The sequence below is a fragment of the Paenibacillus radicis (ex Xue et al. 2023) genome (genome assembly GCF_024722015.1).
In the GTDB taxonomy this organism is placed as follows: Bacteria; Bacillota; Bacilli; order Paenibacillales; family NBRC-103111; genus Paenibacillus_S.
This window is the reverse complement of record NZ_JANQBD010000005.1, coordinates 309,107-332,375: the sequence shown is the minus strand read 5'-3', so window position 1 is coordinate 332,375 and position 23,269 is coordinate 309,107. Positions and strand designations below refer to the sequence as shown.

General features: G+C 45.5%; 14 protein-coding genes. 4 read left to right on the top strand and 10 right to left on the bottom strand.

Going from position 1 to position 23,269, the window contains the following annotated elements:
• Nucleotides 1–1,036: 1,036 nt before the first annotated feature.
• The gene (locus NV381_RS09350) at nt 1,037–2,074 is read right to left on the bottom strand and encodes a Gfo/Idh/MocA family protein (RefSeq protein ID WP_258213005.1); all 1,038 of its coding nucleotides are present in this window, start codon (nt 2,072–2,074) and stop codon (nt 1,037–1,039) included.
• Nucleotides 2,075–2,493: 419 nt separating this feature from the next.
• Between NV381_RS09350 and NV381_RS09345 the strand changes: the two genes are divergently transcribed.
• Nucleotides 2,494–2,997: a hypothetical protein gene (locus NV381_RS09345; protein ID WP_258213004.1), complete on the top strand. Its 504-nt coding sequence runs from the start codon at nt 2,494–2,496 to the stop codon at nt 2,995–2,997.
• Nucleotides 2,998–3,132: 135 nt separating this feature from the next.
• Here NV381_RS09345 and NV381_RS09340 read toward each other — a convergent pair whose 3' ends face one another.
• From NV381_RS09340 to NV381_RS09325, 4 genes are read right to left on the bottom strand one after another with little or no spacing between them, the layout of a single operon-like run.
• Nucleotides 3,133–4,233, bottom strand: coding sequence for a GerAB/ArcD/ProY family transporter (locus NV381_RS09340; RefSeq protein ID WP_258213003.1), 1,101 nt, complete (start codon nt 4,231–4,233; stop codon nt 3,133–3,135).
• Between the two features lie 14 nt (nt 4,234–4,247).
• Nucleotides 4,248–4,481, bottom strand: coding sequence for a hypothetical protein (locus NV381_RS09335; protein ID WP_258213002.1), 234 nt, complete (start codon nt 4,479–4,481; stop codon nt 4,248–4,250).
• A gap of 10 nt (nt 4,482–4,491) precedes the next feature.
• Nucleotides 4,492–5,694, bottom strand: a complete 1,203-nt coding sequence (locus NV381_RS09330) for a Ger(x)C family spore germination protein (protein WP_258213001.1) — start codon at nt 5,692–5,694, stop codon at nt 4,492–4,494.
• Nucleotides 5,695–5,706: 12 nt separating this feature from the next.
• Nucleotides 5,707–7,206 (bottom strand): spore germination protein, encoded by a 1,500-nt coding sequence (locus NV381_RS09325; protein WP_258213000.1) that lies wholly within the window; start codon nt 7,204–7,206, stop codon nt 5,707–5,709.
• Between the two features lie 275 nt (nt 7,207–7,481).
• On the opposite strand from NV381_RS09325, the gene NV381_RS09320 reads away from it, so the two are divergent.
• From NV381_RS09320 to NV381_RS09310, 3 genes are read left to right on the top strand one after another with little or no spacing between them, the layout of a single operon-like run.
• The gene (locus NV381_RS09320; protein WP_258213015.1) at nt 7,482–9,599 is read left to right on the top strand and encodes an AMP-binding protein; all 2,118 of its coding nucleotides are present in this window, start codon (nt 7,482–7,484) and stop codon (nt 9,597–9,599) included.
• 4 nt (nt 9,600–9,603) lie between these two features.
• A complete protein-coding gene (gene lplT / locus NV381_RS09315) occupies nt 9,604–10,848 on the top strand; it encodes a lysophospholipid transporter LplT (RefSeq protein WP_258212999.1) in 1,245 nt (414 codons plus the stop codon).
• A gap of 43 nt (nt 10,849–10,891) precedes the next feature.
• Complete coding sequence (locus tag NV381_RS09310; RefSeq protein WP_258212998.1) at nt 10,892–11,095, top strand: hypothetical protein; 204 nt, start codon at nt 10,892–10,894, stop codon at nt 11,093–11,095.
• Nucleotides 11,096–11,280: 185 nt separating this feature from the next.
• Here NV381_RS09310 and NV381_RS09305 read toward each other — a convergent pair whose 3' ends face one another.
• From NV381_RS09305 to NV381_RS09285, 5 genes are all read right to left on the bottom strand, one after another.
• Nucleotides 11,281–12,072, bottom strand: coding sequence for an alpha/beta fold hydrolase (locus NV381_RS09305; protein WP_258212997.1), 792 nt, complete (start codon nt 12,070–12,072; stop codon nt 11,281–11,283).
• 175 nt (nt 12,073–12,247) lie between these two features.
• The gene (locus NV381_RS09300) at nt 12,248–13,222 is read right to left on the bottom strand and encodes a protease complex subunit PrcB family protein (RefSeq protein ID WP_258212996.1); all 975 of its coding nucleotides are present in this window, start codon (nt 13,220–13,222) and stop codon (nt 12,248–12,250) included.
• A gap of 249 nt (nt 13,223–13,471) precedes the next feature.
• On the bottom strand, nt 13,472–21,085 hold the full coding sequence (locus tag NV381_RS09295; RefSeq protein ID WP_258212995.1) for an immunoglobulin-like domain-containing protein: 7,614 nt from the start codon (nt 21,083–21,085) through the stop codon (nt 13,472–13,474).
• A gap of 218 nt (nt 21,086–21,303) precedes the next feature.
• Nucleotides 21,304–22,185, bottom strand: a complete 882-nt coding sequence (locus NV381_RS09290; RefSeq protein WP_258212994.1) for a carbohydrate ABC transporter permease — start codon at nt 22,183–22,185, stop codon at nt 21,304–21,306.
• 21 nt (nt 22,186–22,206) lie between these two features.
• Complete coding sequence (locus NV381_RS09285) at nt 22,207–23,169, bottom strand: ABC transporter permease (RefSeq protein ID WP_419182251.1); 963 nt, start codon at nt 23,167–23,169, stop codon at nt 22,207–22,209.
• Between the last annotated feature and the right edge of the window lie 100 nt (nt 23,170–23,269).

Here is a 23,269-nt window from a genome sequence, read left to right as displayed (position 1 = left end):
GCGTCTGTGTAGATGTTGCCTTCCAGATTCCGCATACCGTCGGCCTATCTCAATGTTAGTCAATTTCGGGGCTCCGTCACTTTTCAGGCCTACTGCCTGACTGTCTACGCTTAGCACTCAACATTACTGCTGATAGCCCAAGACTCGCTATTGGCAACGCGGCTGCACGTTCTACCAAGCAGGGGTTCCACCTGCTAAATTACACGACCTTGCCCGGTCGCTCGCGGAATTCCGACTTCCGCTATCGTCTTAAATTGGGCGTGGCAGATTAAATAACGGAACTATCTGTTCCGTTCAAGTGCCTTTAGACACATAGTTACTTCCCCATTATCCGAATATAAAATGAAATTCGCCTGATGATTGAAAAGGATACCCGTGCCGCATATTTTGGTGCAATAATGTGCAATGAATAACTTATATTTTCTGACTGATTCCCACTCTTGTTCTACTCTGTGGGCCTGCCCCTTCTTAATCGGTCATTGATCCGGTATTCATAGCCATACTTGTAGTATTCCATCCGGTATAGCCATATACCCCATTGTTATATTCCCTATGTACCTTCAAAGCTAAAGCGGTGGTGTGTCTTCATCCCCTCACTCGCATAGGAGGAAATGAGGTGCGCTATTTCATTGTTTTAACGTTATGATTCGAGTGAAACGGAACTAGGATCTCTTATTTGTTTAAAATAGGGCATTTCAGTCTATTAAAGTCGGAATAACGCATCGTAGTTCCGCTTCTTCATGAAATAGGCTGGTTTTTCAATCCATAGAGGATCGACGTTCCGTTAGTCAGCGGCATTCCTGTTAGATGGATCCAAAGACATAACATAGATGAGCGACCGCGATCATTTGCAGGTTTTCTTGCAATATTAGACTTGCTCAGCTCCACTGAAAACTGATTAGTCTAATATGATAAGAAAACCGTCTCATCCATCGGTTGCCCAAGGAAGAGACGGTTCATCATGGAGAGCACGGTTCTCGTTAGACCGCGCCCCAATTGTATCGGATTACTGCCCGCCAAGCCTTAAAATAAGCCGTTAGCTCACAACCGATTCTGCGCCTTTATAGGAAATCTTCTTCCCTGTACGGGATGATTCATATATATCCATTACTAGGCTAAACGTTTTGTAGCCTTCCGGTCCATCAATCCAGAAATGCTTGCCTTCCAGCAAATGCTCGTAAAAATCACGAATTTGCAGCTCATGGCTCACTCCCCAGTAAGACTTCTCTCCCGTATTATTTACAGGAGGCTCCGTCAGTACAGTTAACTGTCCATCCTGCTCCAAATACAAGGTTTCGCCTCTTTGAACCAGTGAGCCTTGCTCAAATACAACTTCAAGCTCCACAGGAGAGTTTTTCAAGTAAGCATTTGTAGCATAGAAAATGGCTTTTGCTCCGTTTTCAAATTCCACATAGGCGTGAACGGTGTCCTCTACCTCAATAACATCCTCCAGTGAATCATTGGAAAATGACCCTTTCACACTAGCAATATCACCGCCGAACCAATGCAGTAAATCCAAGGTATGAATAGATTGGTTGATCAGCACACCGCCGCCTTCCGTTGCCCATTTCCCTTTCCACTCAGTCTCGTAATAGCTTGAGTTGCGGTACCAGGTGACAATCCCCTTCATGCAGATCAGTTTGCCAAATTCACCTGAATCAACGGCTTCTTTAATCCTTTGCGAAGCAGCATTATAACGATTTTGGAAAATAACACCGAGCTGTACATCAGGATTCTGGGCAGCGGCTTGCAGCATGCTTTGTCCGGCAGCCTTAGTTTCAGCCATCGGCTTCTCTGTCAGCACATGTTTGCCTGCATTCAAAACATCTACCGCCATAGGAGCATGCAAATGATGCGCAGTACACAAATGAACAACTTGAATATCTTCACGCTTCAACATTTCTTTATAATCCGTGTAATAGTCACAGCCATATTCAGCGGCCACTTTCTTCGCTAAACCTTCATTTACGTCAACAACCGCCTTCAGTTCAGAGCTTTCCAATCCAACTACCGCTTTCAAATGGATGCCTGAAATAGAGCCGAGTCCGATAATTGCTGTTCCCAATGTTTTCACGGTTTCACCTGATTCCTTATAGGTTGTTGTGTGCAATCCTTAACTGACGGGACAAGCCCGTGGGCATAGGCTCACACTTTACTTGTTATAATGAAGCATAATAATAACAATTTCCTTGCATGAATTGGTCTATATATTGCTTTTTTTGCTAATAAAAGAATTCACCGTTTTTCAGCGCTACTGATTTACAGCCATTAACGAATATTTTACTCAAAAAAATCACCCTTGCCAAGAAGCGCTTCAAGACGGCAACAAACTTATGGCGTATACAGAAGTGGTGATAGTTAATGACAGCAGCATGTACAATGGGCATAGTTAGACATACAGTCTGCAATAACGTCTATAAGGATTGACGAGACCAGCGCAAATATAATAGAATTACTAATGTTTGTTAGGCTTATTTAAAAGGGTGATCTCTTGTGTTATCCATGAATTTAAAGATATTTGTTATCTGCATATATTTGCTTCTCATTTATTCCGTTTCACAGCATCTGCCTGATTTAAAGATGATTTTCTTCCCAACACTCGGCGCATTCTCTTACTTGTTCATTAGCCGTTCCTTCCATTTTAGAGATTTTGCCAAGATGATCGCCGGAGCTTCTGTTGTTTCTTTAATCAGCTCCTTGCTATTCTTATCCATGACAGGGATTATCCCTTTTTTCTTATCAACGCTATGTACGATTCTAATAATTCGGAAGTTTAATTTGAACGCGCCTCCGATTTTAGCCATTGCACTCATTCCATTCTTCTCCCAACCTACCCACTTCTGGAGTCTTCCGTTGGCGGTTCTAGTTTCCTTACTAGGCTTGCTGCTGACGCTATCCGCCGTTGAATTGGCCGTAGCATTCGCAGCTCGGAATCAATGGGTCCAACGTTTGCGCAAACGCACAGACACTTCGCTTGATACAACTATTGACTCTTAAAAGCTGATCTTTCTGTAACCGACAGAAGGATGCAGCTTTTTTTCATTTCCTGATGTCCGAAAAGAGGATCTTGTTGTGCAAAACCAATACTTTTGTCACCCGAGAAACCGAAGGACGCTCCAGTTCCCGCAGGGTTCACTCTTTACTGCTTTTCGCTCGAATAGCGGATATGGAAGATGCTCCAAGCAGCAGCAAAGGTAAGAACACCGAGAAAATGAGTGCAAAGGGACTCCAGTTTTTGGAAAGATAGTCGTTGATATAGATGGAATTGGGGTAGCACATTATGGAAAGGACGATTAACCCCAGTGCCATTGGAATGATGAGTGGCTTCTCATCCTTGATATTCATGACTTGGACAAAACCGATAATTGAGGCGTGAAAGGTAAGGACGATTTTAATAAAAATAGACAATACCCAAATAGAGATCATAATTCCTTCTACCCGCTCAAGGAAATGACCGATGCTAATATTTTTGGCAAGCGTATACGCAGGGAATAACTGATTCGCCGTTAATGTAGCTCCGAGTACGGCAATGCTTCCTACTGTTGTACAAATGAGTACTGCCCCCCCTATTACTATACCTGTAATAAAACCATTCCCTCTCCCTTTCGTCTTGGATACTAACGGATAGAATATGAGCAGCACTATCAGCTCCTGTAAGCCCCAAAAGCTAAACCCGCCACGCACAATCGGTTTTATCCCGAACTCCATGACAGGCAAAAAATTAGAAATTTCAAACTTCGGTATCAAAGGCAAAATCAGCAGCAAAAACAATATCATTAACCAAGGAAAAAAAGCTTCCGCCGCGCGTGTATATACGATAAACCCAGATCGGACGGCCATCACTACAACCAGAATAAACAGCATCTGCAATACTTCCATAGGCGTTTCCTGCATAATTTGTGATGTTACAAAATAACCAAGATCCCCAATCATAAGCGATGCCAACAAATAGAAAAACAGCACAAAGCAGAGGGAGACGGCTTTACCAAACCATTTCCCCAGTGTTGTCTCGCAATATTGAATCAATGTCTGATCACCCATACGCTTCCCTATCACGACAAATAGCACTGCATTCAAGAGATTGAAGACAACACCGACAATGCAAGCCAGCCATGCATCCTGCTTAGCCTCTAATGCAAGGCCGGTTGGTGTAATAAGAATGGACGTACCTATCATAAAAAAAATGACTAGAATCACAAACGAACGCTTGCTAATGACTCCCGCCTTCTCCATAGAGCTGCCTCCTCTTATTTGAAAATCGAATATACAGCACGTGGATAAGGTCCCAACGCCACTGCAATCCAATCGAGAGGATTCGGCAGCTCCAGGTTCAAGCTTTTTGCAGAACTTAGCGCAGTTACAGCTAGTGTTATCAGCGCCAATGTCCACAGCTCTTTATGATTTCGTTCTCTCCATAATCGTGGGAATTCCTTCAGAATAGTCCAAGCCAACGTACCAGCTACACCGATGAAAAGCCACATTAGAGTACCCCTATTCTTTGTTTGTATAATCCACCGGCTGCAGGATTGTCCCCATTCTACGAAGGATAGAGTTCACATGGGCACGTACTTTAACGGTTGTAAATACCTTGTTCCAATCTTTAATTTGATGCCAAACCTTCGGATACTGTTGGTGAAGCACTTCGCCGAACCCATAAATATCCGTACCGAGATTCTTTTGTATTTTTTGGACTGAACCTTCGATGAAGGCCTTTATTTTATTATCAGTCAGTTTTTTCAGCTCGGGAACGATGGCTGCTTGCGATAGATCTATACTGCATTCGGCATCCGATATATCCTGCTCTATTCTAAGATATACATCGAATTCCGGCTTTCCGTTCTGGATACTCGCTTTAATAAAAGTATCAGCACGGATAACCTGCATCGTAATGTTGCCTTTTCCTTTTGGGCATGGGATAAACCCGGTCGTCTGGTAAACTGAATTTTGGACATAATTTAATGCCTTTGTGTCATTTTCATCCAACCAACCTACCATCCGATCTGATTTGAAAGCCGCCATACCGGCATATTGCAATATTACGGGAGGTTCTATATATTGCCCATTCGTCGTTTTTTTCCCAATGTTTCGATCTCCAACGATTTCAAGGCCAGTTATGGAAGGGCTCTTCCCCTCCTTCCCCAAATCTTGAAGCAGGTGGTTTAGCGTCATGCTGCCGGTGGCCGACCATAGTTTATCCGAGTTATCAAGCTTTGTATAAATATTATTTGCAGGAATCGGATCCATCGGACTATTTATTTTTAACACTTCGGAAGCGTCCGTATCTCTGGCAATGACAAAAAAGAAATCAGTTCGCATCTCCATATTTCTCGACAAGAAATCAAGCTGTTTACTGATCCCCTCTCTGGCCGCCTCTTCCCCTATGATAACCATACGCAAATGAGCGAAATATAAGTGGCGTGGAGCTTTTACGGTCATTCGGGATAATGCTTCAGGAATCGTGGTGCCTACCTCTTCGTACGTAACGACCGGGCTCGCAGTGCTGATGCTTCCTTTTTTGCTGGCAACCTGACCTGGATTAACAGTTTGGACCGTAACTTTGTATTTGCCATTGGATTTATCGATCCCCATTCCAACTACAATATTCAGATCATTTAATTCATGGCGGCTCCAGCAGCCAGTCATTAGCAATAATAGGAGCATTAGTAACAAGCAGCTTGCAATAGCTCGTTTCATGTGAACTCCTCCTCACCGGCGTTTCTGGCGAACAAGATTCTTTTGGCGAAACATTTTGGGCCGGGTAATAATATTCGGGAAGGAAAATCGAAACAAGGTATCTTTTTGATCAGACAGATGAAATGGAGCCAATGAGGACATATAAGGTACACCAAATGAGTGAAGACCGCACATATGAACCACAATGGCAATAAGCCCCATAAAGATTCCGAATAGACCGAAGGTAGCGGCAAGTATCATGAGTACAAACCGGATGATTCGGATCGTTATTCCTAGGTTAAAAGCCGGAAGAACAAAGTTGGAGATGGCTGTGATGGACACTACGATAACCATAGCTGCACTAACCAGTCCCGCTTCCACTGCAGCTTGACCAACTACTAGCGTACCAACAATAGATATCGATTGGCCAACCGTCCTTGGCATCCGTACACTCGCTTCCCGTAAAATCTCGAAAGTCACTTCCATCAAAATGGCTTCAATAAAGGCCGGAAACGGAACTCCTTCTCGCTGGCTCGCCAAGTTATAAAGCAGTGTTGTCGGCAGCATCTCCTGGTGGAATGTAGAAATGGCAATATAAAAGGAAGGCGTTAAAAGCGCCAAACCAAATGACAAGAATCGAAGCAGGCGAATCAATGTGGCAAAATCAGCCCTCTGGTAATAATCCTCGCTGGATTGGAAAAATTGAGTGAACAGAGCCGGAACCAATAATACAAAGGGAGTACCATCAACCATAATGGCCACTCTTCCCTCCAGCAATCCCGCAGCAACTACATCAGGTCTCTCCGAATTGAAGATGGTTGGGAAGGGTGTAAATCCCTTGTCTTCAATCTGCTCTTCAATATAATTACTTTCCAGAACCGCATCTATATCAATGGTAGACAGCCTCTGCTTAACTTCCTTGAGCACATCCTCGGATACAATATTCTGGATATAGACAACAGCCACTTCGGTTTTAGTTACTGTACCTATGCTCATGGTTTCCATCCATAAGTGGCGGTCTTTGATTTTTCGGCGAAGCATTGCAGTGTTCCAACGAAGCACTTCTGTGAACCCTTCTCGCGGCCCCCTGACAACGGATTGCACATTCGGTTCTTCAACGGTTCGAGCTACCAGCTCTTTGGTTGAAACGGCTAATCCGTGTGAGCATTCATCGACCAGTACAATGCTATCGCCTGACAATAGAAACCCGTACAGTTCATCGAAGGTAAATATATCAGCAACCGACCCTGATGAAACTACACTCTTCTTGCAATGATCAAGCAGTTGTTCGGAAGTGAAATTATTGGTTTCGTCGCCTTCAAAGGAGGCCAATAGAGAGTGAACCATGTTATGCAGATTGGAAATTCCTTCAACATAGAACACGGCTCCTTGGACAGAGCGATTATTGCCCACATTCAATACAATATCGCGAACTGTAACATCATCGCTGTATCCAAGACCTTTCCTGATCTGCTTCAGGTTGTCTGCAAGCTTCAAGTTTAGTGACTTATCCCCATCATCATGCTCAACCATGGAATCCTCCTCAGTATGCAGCGCATAGTCCTAATGACTATTCTCTGCTCAAATTCCATATTTATGCACACATGGAAGGTATATTTACAATAGAACCCTGACATCAAGGAGAACACCTATACTACTGCTAATTTCATCTCTTTCACAAAAGGGTACTATTTAAATTTAGTACTCTTTTTTTATGTGCATTCCATGTACAATATAAATATAGAATTAGCACCTGGTATTAGAAGCCATTCAAAGACAGTCCCCATAATGAGGAGTTGATCCATATGATGTCAGTTCTTATATCATTTCTAAAGCTTTTGTTTCGGGTTTTATTCAGATTTCGAATAGCTGGATTGGAAAAGCTGGACTTCAGCCAACCCGCTATTCTCATATCCAACCACGTTTCGTTGCTTGATGCCGCCTTGCTCGCAGCCTACTTGCCGGATGAAGCCACCTTTGTAGTCAACACGACTATCGCCAAACGACTCGGCCTGCTGCTTAAGCTGCGGAAGCATATTACTGTTGACCCATTGAACCCCTATTCAGTCAGAACGATGGTTAAAACAGTGCAAAGCGGTGCTCCTCTGGTCCTGTTTCCAGAAGGTCGTATTACGGTAACCGGCGGATTAATGAAAATTTACAGCGGGATTGGATATATCGCAATGAAAACCAATGCCAGAATCTTTCCAATCGCCATCAATGGGGCAGAAAGATCCAAGCTCTCCTATATCGGACATAAAATCAGGACCGTATGGTTCCCTGCAATCGATATCCGGATTGGCGAAGCCTTCAGTATAGCCCAACAGCCGAATGTCTCGATGAAGCTGCAAAAGGAACAGGCCGCCGAGCAGATTCTCATCGTCATGCAGGAGGAGCTGCTGCAAAGCAGATTGAAGCCGGACGTCAATCTGTTCAATGAGCTGCTGCTGCAAGCTTCGCGGGGCGGCTGGCAGCGGGTCATCTGCGAGGATATGTCGCAGAAGCTGACCTACCGGAAGCTGATTCTAGCTTCCTATGTGTTCGGCCGCAAGCTGCGGCCGCTCCTGCGCGGCGATGCCGCGGCGGGCTTGCTGCTGCCTAATTCGAACGGCCATGCAATCGCGCTGTTCGCCTTGTTCCGGCTAGGAGTCACCCCGGCTATGCTGAACTTCTCCGCAGGCGCACAAAGTCTGCAGGATGCTTGTGAGACTGCTGTGCTGCGGACGATTCTTACATCACGCCAGTTCGTCGCGAAAGCCAAGCTGGAGGAGACGGTTGCGCTTCTTGCAAAACAATGCAGCATTATCTACCTGGAGGACGTCAAAGCAGACGTCCGGCTATCCGATAAATGGGGTGGCTTCACTGACATGCTGCTGCGTAGAACAGCGAATCAAGGCTTTAATGACGTCATCCTGTTTACTTCAGGAAGTGAAAGCAAGCCCAAAGGTGTTGTGCTTGGCCATGAGCAGCTGTACGCCAACATCCAGCAGGCCCGCTCGGTATTCGATTTCACTTCAGCAGACAAATTATTTAATGCACTGCCTATGTTTCACAGCTTCGGGCTGACAGCCGGCACATTACTGCCCATTCTGACAGGCATGCCAGTCATTTTATATCCAAGCCCCCTTCATTACCGTGTCATTCCGGAAGTTGTCTATGACCGGAATGCAACGATTTTATTCGGTACCTCCACCTTTCTTGCAGGCTACGGACGCGCTGCGCATCCTTACGATTTTCGTTCGTTGAGATATGTAGTGACCGGTGCAGAAAAACTGAAGGAGGAAGTAAGCGAGCTATGGAGCCGAAAATTCGGCATTCGCATCATGGAAGGCTACGGCACGACAGAAGCCGCTCCTATAGTTTCTATCAACTCGCCACTGGCTTATAAGAAGGGAACAGTCGGACGGCCTCTGCCGGGAATACGATTCAAGCTGGAATCCATCCAAGGGATCGAATCGGGTGGCAGTCTGTTGATCCAGGGACCTAATCTGATGAAAGGGTATTTGATTCACGGGAAAGGCTTCATGCCTTCCTCGGAGTGGTATGATTGCGGGGATGTTGCAGATCTCGATGAGCAAGGCTTCCTCACCATTAAATCGCGGTTGAAGCGGTTTGCCAAAATCGGCGGAGAAATGTTATCTCTGCAGGTTGTTGAGGAGCTGGCGACAGCTTGCTATGGAGACGCAGCAATGGGGGCGATTAGTATGCCAGACGGTCGTAAAGGCGAGCGAATTGTACTCTACGTCACCAAGCCCGGCTATAGCATGCAGCAGTTGAAAGCCTATATCCACGATAGAGGCTACCCTCCTCTACTGCTCCCTTCCAAGCTTGAGGTGATTGATAAGCTCCCGCTTCTCGGAAGCGGCAAGACCGATTACCTTGCTTTAAAAAAATTAGCGGAATCCCAAGTGGAGAAAGGAGCTTGATCTTATGAGTCTGGACCGGACGAATCCATCGACCACTCACGCTGTAGGGCGTGTAGAGACAACAAGCATGCTGAAACGAATGCTGAGCCCACTCACCACACTTTTGTTCACACAGTTTCTATCCGCGTTTGCCGATAATATGATTTTGTTCATCACGCTTGCCATGATCAAGAAATATGCCCTTCCCGACTTTTATATCGGCGTCGTTCAAGGCGCCTTCCTTTTCGCTTTTGTCATCCTTGCTCCTTTTGTTGGCGCTTTCGCAGATAAAAACGCCAAATCCCATGTACTTTTAATCGGTAATTTAATAAAAGCGATAGGTATCGTTTGTCTTATTGCCGGCCTTGATCCCGCTGTAAGCTACGCCATTGTCGGCATCGGTGCCGCTGTATATTCACCGGCCAAATATGGGATTCTGACTGAGCTTACAGCTTCCGAATCCGGCTTGCTATCAGCCAATGCACGTATGGAAGGATTCACCATACTTGCTATATTGACCGGTTCTCTGGCAGGCGGAACGCTGGCAGGCTACTCCATTACAGCCGCATTGGCGGTATGCTTGGCCTTGTATCTGGTTTCGCTGCTCATAACCTTCCTTATTCCCAAAGGTCCCGTCAACAGCCAGCTGCATTACGGACGCGAAATGCTAACTTTTTTTAAGGATACAAGAAGGTTGTTTGCGGATCGCAAAACCCGCTTTTCCTTAATCGGCACCGGATCCTTCTGGATGTCGTCAGCCGTATTCCGACTGGCATTGATCGCTTGGGTTCCGATCCATCTAGCTATCGATTCGTTGGACCAGATTTCCATGCTAACGGCAATAACCGGTGTAGGCATCATGATTGGTGCACTTGCAACTCCGAAGCTAATCCCTGCTGCGAAATATTACAATGCTTACCGCTTCGGGGCTGTTATGATCTTCGCTATGCTGCTGTTTCCTCTGACTTACATGATGCCACTTGCTGTTGTACTCCTGCTGCTGATTGGCTTTGCAGGAGGCGTGTTCATCGTACCGATGAATTCAGCGCTGCAGGATGAAGGCCACCGAATGATTGGATCCGGTAAAACGATCGCCGTACAGAACATGGTAGAAAATGCTCTCATGCTGGCGGGGGTCGGCATCTACACACAAATAACCAAGATGGGTGCCTCGGCCGATAATTCGATCATCGGGATTGGAATTGCACTCGCGGTTTTCGTTGTCTTCTTATCAAGCCAGGTAAAAAGATTGAAACAACTGAAAGCATAGGTATAATAGAAATACAGCAACCGCTCGGAAAGGAACGATTCCTATGCAAACCTACATGACATTAATTATTGTAACCATGCTTGCGGCACTCATCGGCACGATTCTTGTCGGTTTCTCGAAGAAAAATAAAGCAGGCGATCCCTCCTATGATCAACAATTGGTCAGTAATTGGAGACGGCTCGGCATTTATTATGTAGCTATGACTGTAATCGTGGTTGTATTGTTAATTTTTATGCTTCGCAGCTAAAGATGTTATTTTTCCAATCAAGAGGCTTCACCATCAGCACACTCAAGAGACCCACAGCTCCATGCAGCTGTGGGTCTCTTATATAAAAGAAAAGGGGGTTGAATATGATTATAGACCTGATTTCTTAAGGCCAGATTAAAATAAGATTTCATCTTTATTACAAATGTCAGCGAAGACACATTTCTCTAAACATTCGTTATAAACTCAACGATCACATTCGCCAGCTTCTCCGGCGCCTCCACCATACTCATATGACCTGCAGCCTCAATCTGCCGCTGAACAATTCGCCCCCCGCTAACCGAGAAAGCTCGATCAAGAGGAATGATCTGATCATGAACTCCAGCTACAAGCAGCACAGGTATTGAAGCATCTTCCAGCACAGCATTGCGGTCGGGGCGTGTTCTCATTCCTTCCAGGGTGCGAATTGCGCCATCAGGATTGGCGCTTTCTCCTATTGCAGTAGCTTCACGCACCTCTTCAGGCATAGACTTCACATGCTCCGGCGCAAACAGCTTGGGAATCAACCCACCTATAAAGACCGGCAGCCCTTTTTCCCGAATCGTTTCCATCCCCTTAATCCGACCTTCCTTGCCCGCATCGCTGTCTGGATAGGCAGTCGAGTGAATGAGACCGAAAGCTTTTAGCATGCCGGGATATCGTTCTGCAAAAGCCAATGTCACATAGCCGCCCAAAGAGTGGCCTAGTACAATCGCCTGCTCAACCTTGAGATGCTGTAGCAGCTGTGCCAGGTCTTCAGCGAATACTTCCATAGTATAGTCTCCATCGGGTGCTTCCGAGCTTCCATGTCCCCGCAAATCTGGAGCTATGACCCTGTAATGATTAGGCAGCAGTGGCAGCAGCTTATTCCAATAGGAGGAGCTCCCGCAAAAACCGTGCAGCAACACGACCGCCTCCCCTTCACCTTTTTCCGTGTACGAGTAACGTGTGCCCTTTTGTTCAAAATATTTCTTTTCCATCTATCCAGCTCCTTCCTTATCTAAAGGATATCCAACAGCGCCATTTTAACACAAGCTTCTAATATTACCCAAAATAAGTCAACAAAAAACACCCTGTTCCGCTTCACCTGTGGCTAGTATGCCGGAAGCAGAATCAGAGTGCAGTAAGGTATCACAACTTATCAGTAATAGATTTTTATTCCTTGAACGGGTTAATAACTGGTGCTGCCGGATCAATTACGAATCCTGTTGAATTAGTGGGGGAACCTGCTGCGTTTACAGCAATCGGCTTGTATTTGGAAGACACATAAGTTTCCGCCTTCGCCTCCGTAATCACCTGCGCATACATGCCATCCGGGTTCGGGTCGCTAAGTGTGTAGGAAATGGCTGCCGTTCCGTCTGCTTGAAAGCTAATGCCCGTAATTGCTATTCCATAACCGGGATTCGGCATTTCACCGCGGGATAGGATGACCTTGTTTACATCATCGTTCACCTTCTCCACTATGACCTTTACGTCACCCTGCTGGGGCTGCGGCTGCTTCACCGTATGCTGCTCCACATATTGTATAGCGTTGTACAGTAAGACCGCCGCTTCACCACGGGTCATCTCCTGCTTCGGATTTACCTTACGATCCTCGCCCAGCTTTGCGAGTTTATACAAATACATTCGCTGCAAAGCACCTTGGTAGGAAGGAGTTATTTGGTCGTCGTCAGCAAATATAACGAGCATTTTGATTAATGGAAATTGTCCTTTGGTCTCCATGGCCGGTATAAGCAAATTCGCATATTGCTCACGTGTGATTGCAGCATTGGGGTCAACATTTTGCGGGATATCCAGACCGTTCATCTTCGCTATAATAAAAGCCTCTGCATACCAGGCATCGTTAGGCACATTCGTGAAATAATCGCTAGCGAGCGGTTGTTTGATAAATCTGATGTTGTCGATGTTGAGATTCAGCCCTTTTACAAGTAAGCTAATACTTTGGGCAAAGCTGATTGTACCCCGCGGCGCAAAATGCTCGCTATCCACGCCCGCAACAATTCCTCTATCCTTTAGCTGAAGGATCGGTGCCTTTTCCGCTGAATCCAGATCTGAAAATGCAAATACAGAACCTGCCGACAAGCTGCAAACCAACGCAGCAGTAGTAATAACTGAAAGTAGCTTTTTCATTATTCTCATCCTTTTCATTGTGAAATTATATTTGTATGACCTTAACTTGCTCCGGAGTTATTCATATAGACGGCCATGTTCTGTAAAAGGTTGCTGACAGAGCACAAAATAATATCCTCACAAAGTGGGGTCATGCTTCGAAGTTGATTCAGATACTTTGCGGGGAGCCCCAAACATATAAATTCTATATATGCAAAAAAAACAGCCCATCCTCAGTGTGGCTTGAAGAATGGGCTTGTATTCTGTAGCTTAATCCACTTCCTGTGAGCTTACCGGTTGAATCAAATCCAGCAAAAACAACAGGTCAAACTTGTCTATTTGCTGATCTAATGTTACATCGGCTCGAGTTCTCTGCCAGCTGACAACATCATCAATTCCGATTCCGTCAGATTGTTTATCCAGCTGATGTTTCAAATCAATCACATAACGGGGTGTCATAACCGGAATTGCGCCCAGTTCGAAGCTATTCCCGGCAGCCGTGCTAAGGTTTGTTACAAACAGATGCACACTTCCTTGCCCGGCATCGTTCAGCGGTTTGGACAGCTTGAGTGTTAACAGCGTCCCTTCCCTGGCAACCGGCATTATTTGTGCGGACTGCACAATCGAAGTTGTACCAACCAGAGTAAACTGGGTACCAACGAGTGGCTGTACGGCCAGCTTCTCACGGAACATGAGCTGAATCTCATTACCTGCTTCATTGGAAGAGGCGTAAGCAAGCAGTCGGTTGATATGCAATGTGTACGTTTGAACGGTGCTGCCGTCTCTCGCTGTTACAGTAATGCCGAGCTTGCTTATTTGATCCACTTGGACTTGTACAATCCCCCCCGGCAGCTCCATATATGCCGCTCCAGTAACGGACCATTTCGCATGCGCTTCAGCTGTAGCTGGCTTTAGCCTAATACTTTTTGTCAGCGTGTCCACGAAAATCATATAATCCTTTTGTTCTTGCTTGTAAGCATCCGCTAAAACACCGCCATCCGTTACAGCAAGACCGGATAGATTGGCATTATCCGATGTGAGCACACCATAGGTTGAGAAGTGATATACCGTCGTCACAACCGTATTCCCACGAATTACAGAAGGCTGCTCCTGCCAAGCTATTCCATTATAGTAGAAAATTGCGAGACCGACCTGATTCGGATCTACGTTTGAATGAATCGGCAGTGCAAGCTCGACGCCTTGTTCACCGTTAAGGGTCATACCCTGTAGAGTAAACTCGGCCACGGCCCCAGCTGCTACCAATTGGGTACCTGCTACTGCGGGCTCTATCGCCTCCATCGTCATCGTTGCGCCTGGTGCCAAGGTAACACCGTTAAAATTCAATGAGATCCCATTGGTAAACGTTAACGGTTTGTCGGGCAGGATTGGTACTGGAGCCCCTAATTCAGCAGGTGCTTCCTTCGTCTCTATTGTCCAAAACCGCTCTGTACCGTCTTGAGCTGTCACCAGAATCGTAAAAGAATGACTGTAATCTCTTGCAAGAGCGAGATCAATGTTCATCACAGCATCGGGTGACACGCTGATCTGAGCTGTAAGCCCTATGCGGTCAAATGCATAAGGAACTGTCGCAGTAATGGTTCCTGTCTCCGCATCGATAACGGCAGGCTTCACTTCGCCACTCAAACTAAAGCTCATAATCTCCTTTTCATCCGAAGCTTTAAACAGATGGATTATATAATCGTTATGGCTTCCTCCCGTTATCGAGGCTGTAACCTTTAAGCTGACGTCATTCATTCCCATCTTCAATTCACTTGCTTTCACAACACCATTGCTGTAAACAGCTTTCGTTGCCGTATCGTTAATGGTCAAGCTCGCTGAGCTGTTGCTGAGTACCGGCGTTAACTCCAATTCGGTCGTTTGCTTTGAAAGCTTAACCGTATAATCGAATACATCAGGCGTAAATGCCGGAGTGAGCAGCCCTATGTTAGTGTCCAGCTGTGATAAGGTCCCTTCGTCGGACACATTAATCTTTTTTACTATAAGGGGGAATGACTTGGTTGTGAACGCACTATTTTTACTGATAGTCGCTGTTAAAATAACCGGTACGTCCGCTTCATTAAAGCTTGGCCGCTCTACTGTACCGTTAGAGCTTACCAATAAGCTGTTCGTTCCCCAACTAATCGCTGTGCCCTTCGTACCTGTCAACGGCAGCCTTAGGTCCGTCAGAACATTGTCCAATGCCGAATTACCATTAAGGAAGTCGTCAGGTGTCAACAGCTCCTTATCCTCGGCTACGTCGGCAAAATCACCTTGAATGACGATACTGTCGGAAGCTTCACTTGTATTGCCCAGGCTGTCTCGATACCGGACAAACACCGATTTCGTCCCTGCTCCGTAAGGTAAACGCCACGCTTTGAGAGAGGTATAGGCTTCCCACTCAGACCATTGCGCACCATCATTGGAAAATTGCATTTCCACCCCACCAACACCGGCATCAATCGCGCTAAGCTGCAGCACCACTTCATAGGATGCTGCCTGTGCTGCATTTCCATCAATTGTAATGGTACCGACAGGGGCTTGCTTATCGATATAGTCAATCCCGATAAAAGCTTCTGCAGACCGATTGCCAGCTTCGTCCATGGATTGTGCATATACCACATCGTTCACACTTAGTGAAATCGCACCTGCATATGCATTATATACACTCCCGCTTCCCAGCTTGTATTGACGGCTCTCTGCCACTGAATCAGCAGGATACAGGACTGTAACTATCACATCATCCTTGGTGGCACTTGAGGCAGATACGCTGAAGCTTGCCGGATCAGGTCCCTTCGTATCCAAAATAATGGAGTCGACCGCTAAATCGGCATCCGAACCCTCATGGCCTACCGCATCGCGGTACTGCACATACAGCTTCTTCAAGCCATCCCCCACGGAGAAGGACCATTCTTTTGTAGAGGTAAAAGACTCCCAGGCATCCCAGTCCAATCCATTTAATGAAAAACGCATTCCGGTCACACCGGATTCGCCATCGCTTGCCGTGAGCTGCAGGGTTACCTGCCGATCTTTGGTTAACGCGGCACCTCCGTTAATTTGAATGGTTCCCTTAGTTGGAGGCGTCTTATCGATTTTTGTTATATTCAATGCAGTCTCTGCGGACCAATTCCCTGCAGCATCTCTGCCCTTAGCATAGACGGTACCGTTCACTGTGATTGATAAAGGAGCCACATAATTAACATAACCGCCTAAATCGATCCTATATACTTTCTCAACCGCATCCATTGGATAAACGATCTCAACCCTCACATCATCTTTCGTATATGAAGTTTGATTGGCTGTCGCCACTGGTGCAGCAGGACCTAATGTATCCAAAATAATGCTGGCTTGGATGATATCTGTGCTAATATTGCCTGCGGTATCCTTATATTGCACATAGACCGTCTTTAATCCGTCTCCCTCAATCAAGCTCCAACCAGCCTTGGTTTCCTTATAAGCTTCCCAATCCGACCAGCCTAAAGAATCATTTGAAAACCGCATCATCCCCATAAGAGCTCCACCCGTGTCTGTAGCGGTAAGAAGCAGATCCACCTGCAATTGATTCGTTAATCCGACTCCATTCCCGTCAACGATTTTCACCGTTCCGACAGGAGCAGCACGATCAATGTTGGCTATGCTCAGCTGAGTCTCTGAAGACCAGTTGCCTGCGGCATCTTGGGCTCGTGCATATACGATATCGTTAGCTGTTAACGAAAGAGTACCTGTATAAGCTGCAAAACGTCCTACAGAACCGAGCTTAATCTGTTTGATAATGGCATCCGCAGGATAATAAACGTCGATGGTTACTGAACCGTTAGTCCAGCTTGTCGGAGCAGCAGCGATCAATAGACCTTCCGGTCCTACTCTGTCAAGCACCAGTGAAGCATAAACAATGCTGCTTACATTCCCGGCTGCATCTCTGAATCTGGCTTGTGCGGTTTTCGTGCCATCACCGCCTAGAAGGCTCCAGCTTTTACTCGCCGAGTAGTTCTCCCATGAAGTCCAGCCTGCTGTATCGCTCAGGTTAAACTGCATTTGCAATCCGTTTGAACCGCCGGTATCCTTTGAATCCAACAAGAGTCTCACTTCAGATAAATTTGTGGGCGCTCCTTCCACTATACCCGCAATGGAAAGTGAAGCGCTTGGTGCTTCCTTATCGATGTTATTTACCGTATAGCTTGTAGTTACGGAAGGATGAATCCCGTCTGAGCTAACCGCAACAATAGTCGTATTGCGGTTTAGTATGATTGAACTGGAATAAGCAGCTTGAGTTACAGTAGTTCCATCATACGAATAATCTCGGGATGTTGCGCTTAATGGAAAATCAATAGTAACCGTTACATTCTCATTTGTATATTCCGTCAGATCAGAAGTAAACTTCGCCCCCAGAATAGCAGGATCATAGTAAACTGAACCTGTTACGGTAGAGCTTTGGTTGCCCAAGCTGTCCTTGAACTGGGCATGTACCGTCTTAATTCCAGGTACATCGGTAAGCGTCCAGCTTCTAGATGGCTTATAATGTTCCCAATCACTCCAGGTCGACTGGTCATTGGAGAACCGCATTTGAATGCCTCCAGCTCCGCTGTCCGTTGCCCATATATTCAATGAAGTGTATATACTTCCGGTCACTCCCAGCCCGTAGACGTTACCGCTCACACTATACACATTACCCGTCACCTGAGCTCCGCTATTCACCGAAATGCTGCCTGTGGGAGCTGTTTTATCAATATTGCTGATTACGATATAGGCTTCCAGCGAACGATTGCCAGCCGCATCGTAGCCCCATGCGTATACAGCCTCGTTTACTGACAGCATGAGAGGCGATTCGTAAGCTTGAAGATTCCCCGCTGAGCCCAACTTATATTTTTTATCAACCACATCCAATGGATACGTTATGGTTATACTCACATTTCCACTGGTATATTCGTTGGGTGAAGCCGTAAGCTCTGGACCCGCCGGAGCTGCCCTATCCAGTACTAGGGTACTGCTGTAGGGCTGGCTGATATTACCAAGGCTGTCTCTAAAGCGAACATAGACTGTTTTCGTACCGTCACCTTCCGAAAGCTCCCAGCTGCGCGTAGCCTGAAGAGATTCCCATGCACTGCTTCCCCATTCACCATCGTTGGAAAGCTGCATTTCAATTCCGCCTGCCCCAGCGTCAGTTGCGCTCAACAGCAAGGTAATAGTTCTATTGCTGGTCGCCCCCGAAAGAATAGAGGTGGCAATAGCTCCCACAGGCGCGGTTCTATCAATCTTGTTCATATTGTACTGTGCTTCCGTAGACCAATTGCCTGCAGCATCCTTGCTTTTGGCATAAATGGTTTGATTCGAAGTTAATACAATCGGCGCTGTGTAATCCATGTAAATACCACTGTAATCAAGCTTAAACTGCTTCTGCACAGCATCCGCCGGAAACTCGATGGATAAGCTTACATTGCCTGTTGTATGGCCGCTCGGAGTCGATGTGAACACTGCCGGAGCAGGCTCTGTTGTATCAAGCATAATACTATCGCTGTATACCGGACTCGTGTTACCCAGACTGTCTTTATAGCGAATGTAAACCGTCTTCGTCCCATCGCCACTTGCCAATGTCCGGCTGAGACTCGGGCTGAATGCTATCGGCGCACTCCAGACAGACCCATTATCGGACAGCTCCATTGTAATGCCGCCAACGCCAATATCGGATGCAGTCAGCTGCAGGATTGCGTTTACATTGTTCGTTGCTGCCGCTCCACCATTGATCGATATGCTTCCGATTGGCGCAGTTGTATCAATATTGCTTACCGTGTAAGATGTCTCCACCGACATATTGCCAGCCGCATCCATGCTGCGGGCATATATCGTTTTATTTCCGTTAACTGTAAATGGTCCTGTATATTTGTCATACAATCCGTCAGCTGCCAGTTTATACTGCTTCTGCACAGCATCTGACGGATATACAATTGTCATCGTTACATTACCGCTCGTATAAACAGCCCCTCCTGGACTTGCGGTCAATGCAGCAGGCAGCGGCGCTGTTCTGTCTAAAATGATGCTCTTGGTATAAATCAAGCTTATATTGCCAACGCCATCCTTGAATCGAACCGAAATGGATTTCGAACCGTCGGTTGGCGTTAATGTCCTCGCTTTTGTAGTAGAAAAGGTTTCCCAGGTTGAAGACCAAGTACTTTCCCCATCATAAAGAAATTGCATTTGAATACCGCCTACACCTATGTCAGAAGCAGTAAGCTGGAGCGTAACTCCAAGTGTATTCGTTATTTCTGCATCATTGCTAAACTTCAAAGAGCCGATTGGAGGCGTCTTATCAATATTGCTGATTGTGTAAGGAGCTTCCGTTGACCAGTTTCCAAAAGCATCCTGCCCCCGTGCATATACCACAGTGTTTGCTGCGATTGTAACCGGACCTGTATAATCACTGTAGACTCCGCTAGCTCCCAATTTGTATTTACGGGCAGCCGTTGCATCAGCAGGAAAATGGATGGTCAGTTGTACATCGCTGTTTGTATTAGTAGTCAGGCTGGGCGTAAACGATGGCGGCGCCGGCGGCGTCAAATCTTGTTCGATTGTAGCGGAATACACTTGGCTTACTGCTCCAGCGCTATTCTTGAAACGTACTGAAACGGTTCTCGTACCGTCCCCCGTTGTAAGATTCCATGCTTTCACTGCTGCAAAAGACTCCCAAGCCGACCAGGAGGTTCCCCCATTATTAGATAAGCTCATCTGAATCGAACCGGAATAGGCGGGTTTTATTTGCAAATTCACGGCAGTCGTGTTGGTTCTTAACTCTCCGTTATTAATCAATATCGAGCCGGTATCCAAATTGAGATCAAATGCCGCGCTTAAGCTTCCAGCTGCTCCGGGAACGGGCAGCGTCCGTACAGCTGTAAATCCATTACTGTCGGTTATTCCGCCTGTCAATGCATTAGCTGAAGCATAATCCAAATCCGTAACATACTCTCCTTGTTGGACCGTATAATTGAACGTTATCGTATTTGTACCGCTGCCTCCTGCATAAACAGCTGTTTTTCCCGTTTTCATACTTAACTGTGGCGGGGCGGAAGCATTGATTGTTACCGTATCATTAAATTTCACCTTGATCGGAATCACGTCGCCGATTCTATAGGTGCCGCTTTGTTTATCTGAAATGATAGATTCTACCGATGCCGGTTTAGAGATTACAACATTATCAATATACTGCGTATTGTAGTAATAGCCTGTACTCGCTGTAAACCCTATTCCGCTGTAGGTTTGATCCAAAGTACCTGTCCAGTTGACTTTCGAAGAACCGTCCATAAATACTTGCACAGACCCGGGATTAACAATAACCTTTACATCATGCCAGTTGTTATTCTCTATTGTGTTGTCCTTCACCTGACCAATGAGCGATCCAGCTACTCTATGGTCAGGGGTACTTTTGAATAAAGAAATATGATTGCTGCTTGGATCCCACTCATTGGAATAGGAGTCAAATTCCACCCCATACCCATTCCCAACCTCAAACCCCATACCTCCTCCACTGACCGGCGAAGTATTCTGAAGCTTATTGAACATGAATACAATACCATCCGCACCATCTGTTACATTTGTTGAAGGCGAAGGTCCCGGACCTGTCATCCAATATTTGAAAGTGGCTACATAAGGAGGAGCCAAAGTCTGCTTTAGCCAGACCGTACCCACCTTATTTTGTGCAGACGGTGTAAGCATCATCAAGCCATTTGATGTACGTTGAGCGGAACCTATGTAATTCCACAAGTTAGTATTAGCTGTGAAATCATCCTGCACTACTGTGTTTGCAGCTTCCGCTGTCGAGGCAGGTAAAGAAATAGCCGCGGTAAAAAGCAGCAGCGTAAACCATAAAATAATGGCATTATTCCATTTTCTTTTCAAGAAAAATGTACCTCCCTGACATCCCAATTCCTTTCTAGTATTTACACGGAGTATTTCTATAGGAATTTCGACATTTTTCTTTCAATTATATCACTACTATTCTAATTTCCTACAAAAATTAATGGATTTTTCTGCAGTTTTGTGATGATATTTACAAAAAAAAGACCGTTCATCCATCCCCTGACTTCTAAGGGAGAATGAACAGTCTTTTTTTAAAACTATCCTTTCAAAGCACCAACCATAACCCCTTTTACAAAGTATTTCTGTACAAAAGGGTACACGCACAGAATAGGTATTGTTGCTACCATAATAGTAGCGTATTTGATCGTTTCACCGAGCTGGAACTGGTCGCCCGCACTGGAGCCTGCAGCCATGCTGTCCGTCTGATTGGCAATCAGAATTTCGCGGAGTATCAATTGAAGCGGGAACAGCTCCCGGTCCTTAATGAATATCGAGGAGTAGAACCACCCGTTCCACTTATCAACCGCATAATACAAGATCATTACGGCGATAACCGGCATCGACAGCGGCAGAATGATACGAAACAAAATGGTGAAATGATTAGCTCCATCGATCTTGGCCGATTCCTCAAGGCTGTCCGGTACAGACATGAATGCAGTCCGCATAATAATTAGATTAAAAGTACTGATAGCAAACGGAATGATTGGCGCCCATAAGGAGTCGATCAAACCAACGCCTTTTACAACCAGATACATGGGAATCAACCCGCCGTTGAAAAACATCGTGAGCACAATAACAAAAATAAATACTTTGTTCCACATAACATTTTTACGTGATAAAACATAGGCTCCCAAAGCAGTCATAAATAAATTAAGAGTAACTCCCACGACTACTATAAAAAGAGTATTGCGGTATCCTGTTAAAATACCCGGATTTTTAAATACACTTTTGTAGGCTTCAATACTGAATCCAAGCGGTCTATATAGCAGGCCCTTGTGAGAAATCAGCTGATTAGCATCACTAATGGACGCAAAAGCGACATATAGCAGTGGATAAAGGGTTACTACTACTAAGGCTGTCAGTATTAGATATAACAATATATCAAACGATTTGCTGGAAACACTTTGATCTCTCGTCATGACTTAAGTCCCTCCTTTACTTTACCACAAGCTGCTCTCATTCACCTTGCGGCTTATATAGTTAGCTGTAATTAACAGAATCAGGTTGATCACGGAATTGAATATTCCGACAGCCGAGCTGTAGCTCCAAGCAAACTCCAGCAAACCTTTCCTATATACGAAGGAGGAGATGACATCTGCCGTCTCGTAAGTAACCGGATTGTAGAGCAGGATGATTTTCTCAAAGCCTACATTTAATAGATTACCCATCCGCAAAATGAACATGATGGCAATAGTCGGCATAATTCCCGGCAATGTAATATTAAGAATTTGTTTCCAGCGGTTGGCACCATCCATACGAGCAGCCTCATACTGCTCCTGATCGATCCCCATCAATGCCGCAATATAAATAATCGACTCCCAGCCGATTTTTTGCCAAATTTCAGAAATAATATAAACGCTTCGGAATAACTCAGGTTTTTGCAATATGGCCTTGCCGTCATAACCAAAATAAGTAAGAAAATTGTTAATAATACCGTCAGCATTAGTAAAATCGCTGATCATACCGCAAATGACAATCATAGAAATAAAAAAGGGCATATAAGTGATAGATTGAACGACTCGCTTGAACATCTGATGACGAACTTCATTAATCATAATTGCCAAAATAATCGGAGCCGGAAATTCAAAGCACAGTGAATATACGCTGATTAGAACGGTATTTTTTAAAATACGCCAAAAGTAATAGCTGCCAAAGAAGTCTTTAAAGTGAGCCAAACCGACCCATTCACTACCCAAAATGCCTTTTATAGGGGTATAGTCTTTAAAGGCGATTATAGCTCCATACATAGGGGCGTAGTGAAAAACACCATAATAGACAATGACGGGAATCATCATTACATATAAATATTTATTTAACAGAAAATCTCGGATAAACCGCCTCATAAAGGTTGGTTTAGTATTAGTTGCTGATCTGGTAGCCGATATTTGTACTGTTTTTGCCATCTCATACCCCTCCTTCCACAAAATAGTTTGTCTCTATACATCCGGATTCTTCTCTAAAAAAGGGAGGGCTTCCCGGCCCTCCCCCGCGGTTAGCATGAAA

Coding starts and splice junctions, on each gene's coding strand:
- NV381_RS09340 (WP_258213003.1), bottom strand. CDS start 4,233: ATGGAGAAGGCGGGAGTCATTAGCAAGCGTTCGTTTGTGATTCTAGTC.
- NV381_RS09335 (WP_258213002.1), bottom strand. CDS start 4,481: ATGTGGCTTTTCATCGGTGTAGCTGGTACGTTGGCTTGGACTATTCTG.
- NV381_RS09330 (WP_258213001.1), bottom strand. CDS start 5,694: ATGAAACGAGCTATTGCAAGCTGCTTGTTACTAATGCTCCTATTATTG.
- NV381_RS09325 (WP_258213000.1), bottom strand. CDS start 7,206: ATGGTTGAGCATGATGATGGGGATAAGTCACTAAACTTGAAGCTTGCA.
- NV381_RS09320 (WP_258213015.1), top strand. CDS start 7,482: ATGTCAGTTCTTATATCATTTCTAAAGCTTTTGTTTCGGGTTTTATTC.
- lplT (WP_258212999.1), top strand. CDS start 9,604: ATGAGTCTGGACCGGACGAATCCATCGACCACTCACGCTGTAGGGCGT.
- NV381_RS09310 (WP_258212998.1), top strand. CDS start 10,892: ATGCAAACCTACATGACATTAATTATTGTAACCATGCTTGCGGCACTC.
- NV381_RS09305 (WP_258212997.1), bottom strand. CDS start 12,072: ATGGAAAAGAAATATTTTGAACAAAAGGGCACACGTTACTCGTACACG.
- NV381_RS09300 (WP_258212996.1), bottom strand. CDS start 13,222: ATGAAAAAGCTACTTTCAGTTATTACTACTGCTGCGTTGGTTTGCAGC.
- NV381_RS09290 (WP_258212994.1), bottom strand. CDS start 22,185: ATGACGAGAGATCAAAGTGTTTCCAGCAAATCGTTTGATATATTGTTA.
- NV381_RS09285 (WP_419182251.1), bottom strand. CDS start 23,169: ATGGCAAAAACAGTACAAATATCGGCTACCAGATCAGCAACTAATACT.